Genomic DNA, 12,341 nt, shown 5'->3' with positions numbered 1-12,341 from the left:
GCTCGTAGCAGCTGGCCCGCGGCCGCCCGCCCGCTCCCTTCCGGGGCCGGGCTCGACCAGAAGAGGCAGGAACGCAGTACCGAGAACGCAATACCGCAAAATGCAGGACCAGTGGCGGGCACCACCTCATCCGCCGCACCAGGCCGGGGCCGTTCCCCCCGCGCCACACCACGGGGACGCCAAGCCGGCCCGGGACCGTACCGAGACGGTCACCGGGCCCCGATTCCCGGCAGGGCTCGCCCCCCTCGTTCCTCGGTCAGACGCCCAGAGTGGGCTTCAACTGCAGCAGTCTTGCCAGCAGGCCGTTCACGAACGCCGGCGACTCGTCCGTCGACAGGTCGCGCGCCATCGCGACCGCTTCGCTCACTGCGACCACATCCGGCACCTGGTCGTCGAACAGCAGCTCGTAGGTGCCGATCCGCAGGATGTTGCGATCGACCGCGGGCATCCGGTCCAGCGACCAGCCCACCGAGTGCGTCTGGAGCAGGTCGTCGATCACGTCGATGTGCTTCGCGACACCCTCGACCAGCGCCACGGTGAACTCGTTCACCGGCGGGTCGTTGTCCGCCACCCGGTCGGCCAGGGTGCCGCCGACCGGCAGCCCCCTGACCTCGGACTCGAACAGCACGTCGAGTGCGCGTTTACGGGCCTTGCTACGGGCAGACATGTTCTGTTGTCAGCTCTCTCGAACGTCAGGAGGTGACGCGGCCGAGGTAGTCCCCGGTGCGGGTGTCGACCTTGACCTTCTCGCCGGTGGTCAGGAACAGCGGGACCTGGATGTCGTAGCCGGTCTCCAGCTTGGCCGGCTTGGTGCCGCCGCTGGAGCGGTCGCCCTGCAGACCCGGCTCGGTGTACTCGACCGTGAGCTCGACCGAGGCCGGGAGCTCGACGTACAGCGGCAGGTCGTCGTGCACCGCCACGATGGCGTCCTGGTTCTCCAGCAGGAAGTGGGAGGCGTCGCCGACCACCTCGGGCTGGATCTGCAGCTGGTCGTAGGTGGACTTGTCCATGAAGACGTACGCCGAGCCGTCGTTGTAGAGATAGGTCATGTCGCGCTTGTCGACCTGGGCCACCTCGACCTTGACGTCGGCGTTGAACGTCTTGTCGACCACCTTGCCGGACAGCACGTTCTTCAGCTTCGTCCGGACCACGGCGCCGCCCTTGCCCGGCTTGTGGTGCTGGAACCAGACCACGGACCACAGCTGCCCGTCCAGGTCGAGCACCATGCCGTTCTTGAGGTCGTTCGTCGTTGCCACGCGGGTATGCCCTTCGAAATCGATCAGCGGTCAGAGTGCGTCCGGGGACTCAGCGCCGTCGCGAGCAGCTACTCGGCGGAGTGCCGCGCAGTAGGCGCTGAGTTCCCGGACGCGCTCTAGCAGTGGATTGTAGCGGTCACAGCCGGCATCCTCCGATTCCGTGGTCGCGGCGTAATGTGGGCGGCCCCCGTCGACCCGTAGGCTTGGCTTCCGGACGTGACGACCGGGAGGTCAGCCGTGGAGTTCGCGATCTTCGTCGTGATCATGATCATCGTCAGCCTGGTCGCCAAGGCCAAGCAGCAGAGCAAGGGAAGCGGTACGCCGAACGCCCGCGTCCAGGCGGTGATCAACCGGATCCAGGCCGAGGTGCAGAAGAACGGCGGCCCGCCGCTCGAGCTCGGGCCGAAGTACGCGCAGTACGCCCAGCCTGCACAGCCCGTCCAGCCGCAGCAGTACCAGCCGCCGGCTCCGTACCCGCAGATCCAGTTCCAGCAGCGTCAGAAGGCTCCCCGGCAGGATGTGGACACCCGGGTGCGGGAGTTGATGACGGCGGGCCACGAGGTGGGCGCGGTCCGGCTGCTCTCCGACGAATTGGACATGGGCCTGCTCGAAGCCCAGGACTACGCCCGCTCCCTGGTCGCTCCGGCCGGCACCAAGCCCACGGGGACCCAGAGCAAACCGGCGCAGAACAAGCCGGCGCCGAAGACCCCTGAGCCTGAGGCTGAGGCCGACGAGGACACCCGGTACATCGGCTCGGCCGCGTTCGCCGAGTCGATCTTCGACCTGGACCGCGGCGAGGAGACCTGGGCCAGCGGCTGGGTCGACAAGCCGGAGCCCGATGACCGTTCGGACATCGACGAGCTCTGGGAGACGGTCCGGAACGCAGCGCGCCCCGGAACTACTCCGGCCAGTTGACGGTGACGCTGCTGTGCCGCCGGTCGATGTGGAAACCGGCGGGCAGTTCGGTGCCCGCCGCGTCGATCCGGTAGCGCGGCCCGGGACCGTGCCGGAGCCGCCGGTTCCAGATCCGCACCTGGTCGATCAGCCGATCGATCAGGTCGTCCGCGTCCGGGCCGTGGCCGTTCACCCCGAGTTCCATGTGCGACTCCGGCCGCCGCCGGGCCGGACACGACGTCAGATACGCGACGCTGTCGCCGGTCGCCACCGCTGCCGCTCCCCAGTGCGGCGATGGCGTGACCACGCCTTCCTCCTGCAGCGATCGCTCCGCGGACAGAACGCAGTACCCGGGCAGGGTGCTGGCCAGCCAGAGCTGGAGGTCCGACAGTTGCTCCTCGCGGTTGACCACGACGCCTGACCAGACTTGCTCGCGCGGCTGGTCCAGGACCCCGTCGAACGGGTGCTCCTCCGGCACCTGATCCTCGTCGAAGCTCACGCTCGCCGCGTCGCCCCAGATCGAGATCAGTCGCTCGTAGTTCGCGCCCGCTCCCTGCATGGAAACGAAACCGCACGGCGTCGTCGACCGGCTCTCCAGATGCTCATCCACCCGATCGAACGCGATCGACCGCGTCTGCCCCCGCAACCGCAGCGGTACGACGATCCGGCCGCCGGCGCCGAGCTGGTCGCTCCAGGCCGGCGCGATGTCCCAGGCCGTCACGGTCACCACGATCCGGTCGTACGGCGCGTCCTCCGGCACGCCGAACTCCCCATCGGCCTCGACCACCCGGACGTCGCCGTACCCGGCGTCGTCGAGCACGACCCGGGCCCGATCGGTGACCTCGGGGTCGATGTCGACCGTGGTCACGGCGCCTTTCGGCCCGGCCAGTTCACGCAGCAGCGCGGCGTTGTAGCCGCCGGAACCGATCTCCAGCACGCGATCGCCGGGACGGACATCGGCCTGCTCCAGCATCAGCGCGACGATGCTCGGCTGCGACACCGAACTGATCACCACCCCGGCCGCGTTGCGCTTCATCAGTACGACGTCGTCGGCGTACGCGATGTCGAGGCTGCTCTGCGGAACGAACAGGTGCCGCGGCACCGCCGCGAAGGCCGCCGCCACCCGCTCGTCCCGAATGGTGCCTTCGGCAACCAGATGGCGGGTCAGCGCGGCCCGCAGCGCATCGGCCTGGGCCGCGTCGCTGCGCTGATCGGTCATGCATCCAGCGTAGTCGCGGGCCACCTCGGGCAGCGGGGCCGCCCGATCGGCTGTACTGCGCTAGTTGTGATGTCCAGGGAGGTTGTCCTGGACATCACAGCTAAATCAGGCCCGCACGGAGGGCGTAGGCGACGGCGTGCGAGCGGTTCCGCAGTTGCAGGCGGCTGGTGACGTCGTGCAGGACGTTCTTCACCGTCCGCTCGGAGTAGGACAGCTCCCGGGCGATCTCCTGGGTGTCCTTGCCGTCGGCCACCAGGCGCAGTACCTGCGTCTCGCGGTCCGACAGCCCGGAGTGCGACAGCCCGCGGGGTGCGACCACGTGCCGCTGCATCCGCGACACCTGACCGAGCAAGCGGCCGAGCAGATCGGGTGGCAGGCTGCCGTCACCCGCGGCCGCGGACTGCACCAGGTGCACGATGCGGTCGGCCGTCGCCTCGGTCCGCCGGAGTACGCCGGACACCCCCAGTTCGACCGCGGTCATCAGCGCGTCGTCGTCGATCACGCTGCCGATCAGCACGGTACGGCGACACCCCCGCTGGATGGCGGACCGGAGCACCTGGACCGCGGCCGTGTCCAGCGAGTCGACGGCGATCAGGGCAACCGCTGGCGGGGCGGTGCGCTGGTCGGTCGACTGGCTGTGCAGCGCGGCCAGGTCGGTCTCGTTGATCAGCGCAACCTCCGGCCGCTGCCTGAGCGCATGCACGAGCCCGAACTGCGACAGCGGATCCAGCGCTTTCACCCAGACCGGAATACGGTGTTGCGTCGTCATACTCGTCACTCCCCCAGAGCGTTGATGAACGGAACGGATCACACGAACCCCCAAGATCGTCGAATCCGATCGTGCCCCCTGGCCTTCAGCCAGCCTTAAGAACTGGTGACGGCCACAACACGACCCGATCCCCAGCGTGAGGCATCCACATTTCAGCGGCATCTCAGCCTGATCTCTTGGCCGCGTCGCCGCCCCCGGCCGGCCCCACACTCCCTAGATGCCCGAAAGGGCACTTTGGTTCGAATCAGGCGGTGAGAGAGGTGATCGCGCGCAGCGCGAGGCGGTAGGAATCGGCGCCGAATCCGGCGATGGTGCCGGTGGCCACGCCCGCGACGACGCTGGTGTGGCGGAACTCCTCGCGAGTGGCGGGGTTGGTCAGGTGGATCTCGATCAGGGGCGCCGTGCGCTGCGAGCAGGCGTCGCGCAGGGCGTAGGAGTAGTGGGTGAAGGCCGCCGGGTTCAGCACCACGGGGATCTTGCCGTCGGCCGCCTCGTGCAGCCAGTGGACCAGTTCGGCCTCGTCGTCGGTCTGCCGCACCTCGACGTCCAGCCCGAGTTCGGCGCCGGTCTTCTCGCAGTCGGCCACCAGGTCGGCGAACGTCGTGGCGCCGTACACGTCGGGCTCGCGCGACCCGAGCCGCCCGAGGTTCGGCCCGTTCAGTACCAGCACCCGCCGCCCACTCACGTCAGTCACGGCTCCACCCTAGTGGTCAGCCTGGCGAAGGCTGCGTCGGCTTCCGCGACCGCCGCCGGGTAGCGATCCGCGGCGGAACTGCCGGCATGAATGGCCGACCAGTTGCGCCGGGCCAGCACCCTCTGGACCGCCACGACCTGGGCAGCCGTCAACTCGGCCGTCGCGTCTCCCCCGAGCGCCTCTGCCAGCGCACGCTCGTCCTCGTCCATGAACTCGTGCATCCGCGTCGACAGCGCCGGCGTGGTGAAGACGAGACGGTGATACGCGAGCACCTGAGGTACGTCGTTCAGCCCGGTGACCGGATCGCGCCGCTCCAGCCCGGCCAGGAAGTGCCGATGCAGCGCGTCGATCGGCGACCCCTCGGCGGCCTCGACGACCCGCGCGGCCTCGTGCTGGTGATCGGCGATCCGGTGCAGCACCAGGTCCTGCTTGGTCGCGAAGTACTTGAACAGCGTCGGCTTGGAGACCTCGACCGCCGCCGCGATGTCCGCGACCGAGACCTCGTCGAAGCCGTGCTCGAGGAACAACGCGATCGCCGCCTGCGACAGCGCGTCGTACGTCTGCTGCTTCTTCCGCTCCCTGAGTCCGGTCACAGGGATCATGTTAACTTGGACAAAAGATTGACCGGGTTAAGGTTTTCTAGGAGGGCGATGCAGGACCTCGACGACGAGCGCGCGTACGCCGAGCGGTGCCGGGAGGCACTGCGGCGGATGGTGGCCGGCGCCCGGGAGAACGTGGTGATCGGCGAGGACACCTGGGGCGACCGGTACACGGCCGAGCGCCTCGGCTTCTACCTCAAGACGCTCGCCCGCGGACGCGGAGCTCGAGTCACTCGCGGAAGCGCTCCGCGTGGATGGCATCGAGACGACCGCGCCGGACGGTGACGGCCGGGTCGCGATGGTTCCGGCGAGCCTGGCCAAGGGACTCGAGTACGACCACGTCATCGCGGTCGAGCCGGCCACCATCATCGAGGCCGAGCCGCGCGGCCTGAACCGTCTCTACGTCATCCTGACCACAGCGGTGTCGAGATTGGACGTGCTGCACTGCCGCGACCTTCCGTCGCAGCTGGAGGGAACCGAGGCCTGACAGCCGGACTCTCCCGGGTATGAGCACACCAACCCTGGGGGTGGCGATGGGGTACAGCCGCTCGGTCGCCGGGGGCCTCGGACAGGATCTGGTGACCGCGGACACGGCATGACCTGTACACGGTCACCAGAAGGTGTTCACAGTCCCACCCGCCGAACGGACCACCGGCGGTCTCCCACTCCGGACGCCAGCTCCTCGCCCGCCCATTGCTCGGAAACTTTTCGCCGCCCGACGGCAACTTGTTTCCGAGTAGCGCATCAACCCGATGCGCCGACAAGGCCGACCGACCTTGTGCACCGATCAACCACCCAAGGGTCGCTCAGGTGGTTGACCCGTGCACAGAGTCACCTAGGGCGTCGAGCTCCAAGGTGCGCCGGGTCCGCCCATGCGGCTGGCGTACGGCGTGCCTTGGAGCAGCTCACCGCGATAGACCGGCTTGTCGGTGAAGGACGAGGCGTAGATGGCGGCCGCGAGCTCGAGGGTGTTGCGCGCCTCGGCCAGTGTGACCGGCGTGGGGGCGCCGGACGTCAGGGCATCCAGGACGGCGGCGTACTGGGCGGCATGGCCGCTCGGTACGTCGACGGCATCGGCGGACCAGGCGGTGGCGACCGCCTCCTGGCCGGGCGCCGGCGTGACGGACCAGTTCTCGTCCTTGTAGCCGTAGAGGTGCTCGAGCTCGACCGTCGCGTTCTCGTAGTCGAAGCGCAGTTGTGAGGTCTGCCGTGCTGACACCAGCGAGTTCACGACCGACGCGACAGCGCCGTTCTCGAACGTCACGAGTGCCATCGAGACGTCCTCGGTCTGCGTGGGGCGCGCCTGCCGGGCGGCCAGCGCGGTCACCTTCTGCCAGGGTCCGAGGATCGACAGCAGCAGATCGAACTGGTGGATCCCGTGCCCCATCGTCGGCCCCCCGCCCTCGACCTCGAACGTCCCGCGCCACGGTACGGCGAAGTACGCGTCGTCCCGGTACCAAACGGTGTTGCACAGGGCAACCAATGGCCGGCCGAGGACACCCTCGTCCGCGAGCCGCCGCAACCGCACCGCCCCGGACCCGAACCGGTGCTGGAACACGCAGGCGACCTGCGCGGACGACTTGGCCTCCGCGTCGATCAGTTCGTCGAGCTCGTCCAGCGACAGCGTCGGCGGCTTCTCCATGAACACGTCGACGCCCGCCGCCAGACACTCCACCGCCAACGGCACGTGCGAGTTCGGCGGCGTACACAGATGGACCAGGTCGACTCCCCCGGCCGCGAGCAGCTCGGTCAGGCTCGGATACACCGCGGGGATGTCCCACGCGGCCGCGAACTCCTTGGCCCGATCCAGGTCGACGTCGACGGCCGCGACGAGCTCGGCGCGGTCCGGGTGGGAGGTGACCGCGCGCGCGTGGGAGCGAGCGATCCCGCCGGTGCCGACGATTGCGATCCGGTGCTTGCGGTCAGACATAGAGTGCCCTTCGGGAAGCTGGAAAGCCTTTTCCAAAATCCTCGGACGGATTCCACCGATGTACAACTCGGACCCGCGCGTTGACCGGTTCCGGCCGCTCAGCTGACTTCGGCGTACGCGGCGATCAGCAGGCTGGGGTCGGGCGCCTCGAGGATCGTCGGCCGGGCCAACGCGTCCAGGACGACGAAGCGGAGCCTGTCGGCCCGGGTCTTCTTGTCGAGCTTCATCGCGTCCTGCAGGTGCGGCCAGGCGTCGGCGCGGTACGTCACCGGCAGTCCCAGCGACTCGAGTACGGCGCGATGCCGGTCGGCCGTGGCGTCGTCGAGACGACCGGCCGCGCGGGCCAGCTCGGCGACGAACACCATGCCGATGCTGATCGCGGCGCCGTGCCGCCACTTGTACCGCTCGACGCGCTCGATCGCGTGGCCGAGTGTGTGCCCGTAGTTCAGCGCCTCCCGGCCGATCGCTCGCCCGGCCGTCGTGGTCCGCTCGCGCAGATCCGCACCGACCGTGTCCGCCTTCACCTGGATCGACCGCGCGATCAGTTCCTCGGTCGCGTCGTACGACGGGCCCGCGGCGCCGGCCGGGTCCTTCTCCACCAGGTCGAGGATCACCGGGTCCGCGATGAACCCGCACTTCACCACCTCGGCGAGACCACTGACGTAGTCGTTGCGGGGCAGGGTCTCGAGCGCGGCCAGGTCGCACAGCACGCCGGCCGGCTCCCAGAACGCGCCGACCAGGTTCTTGCCCTCGGCTGTGTTGATGCCGGTCTTGCCACCCACGGCCGCGTCAACCATGCCGAGCAGAGTGGTCGGAATGTGCACGACCGTCACGCCGCGCAGCCAGGTCGCCGCAACGAAGCCGGCCAGGTCAGTCGTTGTACCGCCGCCGATGCTGACGATCGCGTCCGAGCGGGTAAACCCGGCCTGCCCGAGCACCGACCAGCAGTAGGCCAGCACCTCCGCGGTCTTCGCATCCTCGGCGTCCGGGATCTCGATCGCGTGGGCCGTGTACCCGGAGCCGGTCAGGTCGTCGCGGATCGCGTCGCCACTCGTCCGCAGCGCGCGCGGGTGGATCACGGCGACCCGCTGCACGCCCTCGCCCAGCAGCCCCGGCAGCTCACCGAGCAGATTGTTGCCGATGACAACGTCGTACGGCGCTGCCGCGGCGACCCGGATCCTGGTCGGCTCAGCGGTCATCCGAGCTGCTCCTGGATCTCGTCGGCGATCTGCTCCGGGGTCTTGTCGTCGGTCAGCACGGTCAGCTTGGCGACCTCGCCGTACAGCGGGCGACGCGCTTCCATCAGGTTGCGCAGCTGGGTGCGGACGTTGCCGAGCAGCAGTGGACGGGCCACGCCGAGGCCGACCCGCTTGGCCGCTTCGCCGAGGCTGACGTCGAGGAAGACGACGTTGTGGCCGGCGAGGTCGGCGCGGGTGTCGGCGTCGAGGATCGCGCCGCCACCGAGCGACAGCACCTCGCCGCCGGACTGCAGCGCGGCAACGATCGCGGCCCGCTCGAGCGCTCGGAAGTGCGGCTCGCCCTCGTCGACGAAGATGTCCGAGATCGGCTTGCCCGCGTCCGCCGCGACATCGGTGTCGGTGTCGCGGTGGGTGGTCTTCAGCCGCTCGGCGAGCAACGCGGCGATGGTCGACTTGCCCGAACCAGGCGGGCCGACGAGAACGACAACCGGACTCACTGCTCTGCCCACTCCCGCGGCGTGATGGTCGACGGCAGGCTCGCCAGGTACGACTTGTGGTTGCGCGAGGACTCGGCCACCGAGTCGCCGCCGAACTTCTCCAGCGCGACCTCGGCCAGGACCAGCGCCACCATCGCCTCCGCCACGATGCCAGCGGCCGGTACGGCGCAGACGTCGGAACGCTGGTGATGCGCGGCCGCGGCCTCGCCGGTGCTGGTGTCGATCGTGCGCAGCGCCCGCGGCACGGTCGCGATCGGCTTCATCGCGGCGCGCACCCGCAGCGTCTCGCCGGTGCTCATGCCGCCCTCGGTGCCGCCGGAGCGGCCGCTGGTCCGGCGGACCATGCCGTCCTCGGCGACGATCTCGTCGTGCGCCTGCGAGCCCGGCGTACGGGCCAGCTCGAAGCCGTCGCCGAGCTCGACGCCCTTGATCGCCTGGATGCCCATCAGCGCACCGGCCAGCTTGGAGTCCAGCCGGCGGTCCCAGTGCACGTAGCTGCCGAGGCCGGGCGGGAGGCCGTCCACGACCACCTCGACCACGCCGCCGAGCGTGTCGCCGGCCTTCTGCGCGGCGTCGATCTCGGCCACCATCGCCTTGCTCGCGTCCGCGTCCAGGCAGCGCACCGGGTCCGCGTCCAGCTTCGCGACATCGTCGTACGCCGGGATCACGCCGTACGGCGCCTTGACGGTGCCGAGCTCGACCACGTGGCTGACGATCGTCACGCCGTACGCCTGCCGGAGGAACCGGGCCGCGACCTCGCCGAGCGCGACCCGGGCCGCGGTCTCGCGGGCGCTGGCCCGCTCGAGCACCGGGCGGGCCTCGTCGAAGCCGTACTTCTGCATGCCGGCCAGATCCGCGTGGCCGGGGCGCGGGCGGGTCAGCGGCGCGTTCCGGGCCAGGTCCGCCAGCGTGGCCTGGTCGACCGGGTCCGGGCTCATCACCTGCTCCCACTTCGGCCACTCGGTGTTGCCGACCTGGATCGCGACCGGGCTGCCCAGGCTCAGACCGTGCCGGAACCCGCCGACGAACGTCACCTCGTCCCGCTCGAACTTCATCCGGGCGCCGCGGCCGTACCCCAGCCGACGACGAGCCAAGGCGTCGGCCACGTCATCAGTCGTGACCTGAACACCAGCGGGAAGACCTTCGAGTACGGCGACGAGCGCTTGTCCGTGCGACTCGCCGGCGGTAAGCCAGCGCAGCATGCCGCAATCCTCCCACGCCCATCCCAACCCTCAGACCCCGGTCTCATCCGCCCCGTCCCCGAACGGATTGAGCAACTCAGTGGCAGGTGTCGGGTTCTTGGGTCAGGCCGTCTCGGACGGAGAGGACGAGGTCGACGGTTTTGACGATGGCGGAGGTGTCGCAGGAGGTGGAGGTGGTGGCTGCTTGACCGCCGGTGATCGCGGCGCCGGCCAGGGCGGTGGTGGCCAGCGCCGCCACGGCCAGGCGCCCGGCGGTACGACGGAATGCGGGGGTCATCATGCGCTCCTCGGCGATCGTTGTGTCCTACCAACGACCGTAGAAGCCGGACGGCGCCGGCAAACGGGCCTTGGAACCCGTCTTGGGGGTAGCGCTGACACCACCATCGCCAGGTTCTGACATGGCTGCGTTCCCCGGGGTGGTGAGTCAGGGGGCTTCGATCGACAGCTTGTGGTGGAAGACGTTGCGCGGGTCCCACTTCGCCTTGAGCTGCTGCAGCCGCGGGTAGTTCCCGAGGTAGTACAGGTCGTGCCACGGCACACCGGACTTGTTGTACGCCGGATCGGCCAGATCCGTGTCCGGGTAGTTGATGTACGACCCGGCGTTGGTCTCGTTCGGCACCGGCACACCGCCGGTGTCGCGGTAGACATCGGCGTACAGCTTCCGCACCCAGGCGAGCTGCTTGGCGTCCTCGGCCGGGTCGTTCCACGTCGCGGTGGCCACCATCTTGCACATGACGTTGCGCTGGGCCGTCGCGGTCGCGCCGGACGGCACGGTGTTCACCTTGCCGCCGTACGGCACGAACAGCACCGACGAGTCGGGCCCGTTGTACGACGGATCCGTCAAGCCCTTGTACAGCGTGATGAGCTGCGCGTCGGTGAAGCCCTTCCGCAGGTAGCCCGCCTTGTACTTGCCGCGCCCCGGCGCCGGCGTATCCGCGATCGACCTCTGCATGGTGGTGTGCAGGAACGGGCCTGCGCCGACCTCGACAATCTGCGGCTTGGAGTCCAGGCCCTCGATCATCGCGGCGTTGAACGCCTTCATCAGCCCCGCGGCGTTCGGCACCGCCGCGTCGAGCTGCGTCGACAGCAGGAAGTTCCCAGCGGCCGAGGTGGTGAGGATCAGCGGGCTGTAGAGCGTCGCGTACGGCGAGTCGGCGGTGTTGTTCTTCTCGTAGAAGTCGAAGAAGTTGCGCAGCGCCCGGACGAACCCGGCCTGCCCGATCGTCTTCCAGTCGTACACGATCAGGCTGGACAGCAGCGCGGCCGGTGCCTTGGGCAACGACTCGGACGGCTCCCGCCCGGACGCGCCGTTGGTGCGCATCAGGTAGCGGGTGACGACACCGAAGTTCCCGCCGCCACCGCCGGTGTGCGCCCACCACAGGTCCTTGTAGGCGTTGTCGCGCGTGGCGACCACCGAGCGGGCCCGGCCGTGTGCGTCCACGACCACGACCTCCACGCCGTACAGGTGGTCCACGACGGATCCGTACTTGCGCGACAGCGGTCCGTACCCGCCACCGCTGAAGTGACCGCCGACCCCGACGCCGAGGCAGCCACCGCCGGGCACGGTCACGCCCCAGCCGTAGAACAGTTCCTTGTAGACGGTCTCGAGCGTCGCGCCCGCGCCGATCGAGAAGGCCCGGTAGCGGGTGTCGAACGTGACTTCGTCGTACGTCGACATGTCCAGCAGCACCTCGATGTCGCTGCTGTCCACGAAGTCCTCGAAGCAGTGCCCACCGCCGCGGACCGCGATCCGCTTGCCGGACCGGACGGCGTCCTGCACGGCGTCGACGGCGTCCTCGGTCGACCGGATCACGCGCGCGTACTCGGGCTTGCCGACGAACCGCCGGTTCGTGCCGCGCTGTACCAGGTCCTGGTACCGCGCGTCGCTCGGCCGGATCTTCTCACCCTTGCCGGCACCGCTCGCGACACCACCGGCGACCGCGGCGGACGCGGTCCCGGGAACGGCGAGTGCGGCGCCGGCGACGGCGGTCCCGGCCAACAGGCTTCGACGAGTGACTGGCATGTGTTTCCTCCCCAGAGATCGATTGCTTCGAGCCTAGAAAGGAGCCCGCTGCGCACACA

Annotated in this window: 15 protein-coding genes; 3 read left to right on the top strand and 12 right to left on the bottom strand. The window is 69.4% G+C overall.

Annotated elements, in window-relative coordinates; translation table 11 throughout:
* Positions 1–256 precede the first annotated feature (256 nt).
* Positions 257–667: a transcription antitermination factor NusB gene (gene nusB, locus E0H75_RS18790; RefSeq protein ID WP_131514879.1), complete on the bottom strand. Its 411-nt coding sequence runs from the start codon at positions 665–667 to the stop codon at positions 257–259.
* A gap of 25 nt (positions 668–692) precedes the next feature.
* Positions 693–1,256, bottom strand: a complete 564-nt coding sequence (efp, locus tag E0H75_RS18785; RefSeq protein ID WP_131353616.1) for an elongation factor P — start codon at positions 1,254–1,256, stop codon at positions 693–695.
* A gap of 216 nt (positions 1,257–1,472) precedes the next feature.
* Here efp and E0H75_RS18780 point away from each other — a divergent pair, with 216 nt between their 5' ends.
* Entirely contained in the window at positions 1,473–2,171 is a 699-nt protein-coding gene (locus E0H75_RS18780; protein ID WP_131514878.1) for a hypothetical protein, read from the top strand.
* Here the strand turns inward: E0H75_RS18780 and fxlM are convergent.
* The 4 genes from fxlM to E0H75_RS18760 all read right to left on the bottom strand — a co-directional run bounded on the left by fxlM (position 2,155) and on the right by E0H75_RS18760 (position 5,434).
* Positions 2,155–3,369 carry a methyltransferase, FxLD system gene (fxlM, locus tag E0H75_RS18775; RefSeq protein WP_131514877.1) on the bottom strand — a complete coding sequence of 405 codons (1,215 nt, stop codon included), beginning with the start codon at positions 3,367–3,369 and terminating at the stop codon, positions 2,155–2,157. The genes E0H75_RS18780 and fxlM overlap by 17 nt on opposite strands.
* Positions 3,370–3,469: 100 nt before the next feature.
* Positions 3,470–4,138, bottom strand: a complete 669-nt coding sequence (locus E0H75_RS18770; protein ID WP_131514876.1) for a helix-turn-helix transcriptional regulator — start codon at positions 4,136–4,138, stop codon at positions 3,470–3,472.
* 244 nt (positions 4,139–4,382) lie between these two features.
* A complete protein-coding gene (aroQ, locus tag E0H75_RS18765) occupies positions 4,383–4,823 on the bottom strand; it encodes a type II 3-dehydroquinate dehydratase (protein WP_165553916.1) in 441 nt (146 codons plus the stop codon).
* A 5-nt stretch (positions 4,824–4,828) separates the two neighbouring features.
* On the bottom strand, positions 4,829–5,434 hold the full coding sequence (locus tag E0H75_RS18760; RefSeq protein ID WP_202873046.1) for a TetR/AcrR family transcriptional regulator: 606 nt from the start codon (positions 5,432–5,434) through the stop codon (positions 4,829–4,831).
* 48 nt (positions 5,435–5,482) lie between these two features.
* On the opposite strand from E0H75_RS18760, the gene E0H75_RS18755 reads away from it, so the two are divergent.
* Positions 5,483–5,716 (top strand): hypothetical protein, encoded by a 234-nt coding sequence (locus tag E0H75_RS18755; protein ID WP_131514874.1) that lies wholly within the window; start codon positions 5,483–5,485, stop codon positions 5,714–5,716.
* Entirely contained in the window at positions 5,682–5,918 is a 237-nt protein-coding gene (locus E0H75_RS18750; RefSeq protein ID WP_202873045.1) for a hypothetical protein, read from the top strand. The genes E0H75_RS18755 and E0H75_RS18750 overlap by 35 nt, the downstream gene beginning before the upstream one ends.
* Positions 5,919–6,266: 348 nt before the next feature.
* Here the strand turns inward: E0H75_RS18750 and E0H75_RS18745 are convergent, their stop codons facing one another.
* The 6 genes from E0H75_RS18745 to E0H75_RS18720 all read right to left on the bottom strand — a co-directional run bounded on the left by E0H75_RS18745 (position 6,267) and on the right by E0H75_RS18720 (position 12,282).
* Positions 6,267–7,361, bottom strand: a complete 1,095-nt coding sequence (locus E0H75_RS18745; protein ID WP_131514873.1) for a Gfo/Idh/MocA family protein — start codon at positions 7,359–7,361, stop codon at positions 6,267–6,269.
* 98 nt (positions 7,362–7,459) lie between these two features.
* Positions 7,460–8,560, bottom strand: a complete 1,101-nt coding sequence (gene aroB, locus E0H75_RS18740) for a 3-dehydroquinate synthase (protein WP_131514872.1) — start codon at positions 8,558–8,560, stop codon at positions 7,460–7,462.
* The gene (locus E0H75_RS18735) at positions 8,557–9,057 is read right to left on the bottom strand and encodes a shikimate kinase (RefSeq protein ID WP_131514871.1); all 501 of its coding nucleotides are present in this window, start codon (positions 9,055–9,057) and stop codon (positions 8,557–8,559) included. Before E0H75_RS18735 ends, aroB begins: the two co-directional genes overlap by 4 nt.
* The gene (gene aroC / locus E0H75_RS18730) at positions 9,054–10,259 is read right to left on the bottom strand and encodes a chorismate synthase (RefSeq protein WP_131514870.1); all 1,206 of its coding nucleotides are present in this window, start codon (positions 10,257–10,259) and stop codon (positions 9,054–9,056) included. Before aroC ends, E0H75_RS18735 begins: the two co-directional genes overlap by 4 nt.
* A gap of 76 nt (positions 10,260–10,335) precedes the next feature.
* Positions 10,336–10,536, bottom strand: coding sequence for a hypothetical protein (locus tag E0H75_RS18725; RefSeq protein WP_131514869.1), 201 nt, complete (start codon positions 10,534–10,536; stop codon positions 10,336–10,338).
* A gap of 147 nt (positions 10,537–10,683) precedes the next feature.
* On the bottom strand, positions 10,684–12,282 hold the full coding sequence (locus E0H75_RS18720; protein WP_131514868.1) for an FAD-binding oxidoreductase: 1,599 nt from the start codon (positions 12,280–12,282) through the stop codon (positions 10,684–10,686).
* Between the last annotated feature and the right edge of the window lie 59 nt (positions 12,283–12,341).

Source organism: Kribbella capetownensis (assembly GCF_004331485.1).
Lineage (GTDB): Bacteria > Actinomycetota > Actinomycetes > Propionibacteriales > Kribbellaceae > Kribbella > Kribbella capetownensis.
The sequence above is the reverse complement of the archived record's forward strand: the minus strand, read 5'-3'. Positions and strand labels throughout refer to the sequence as shown.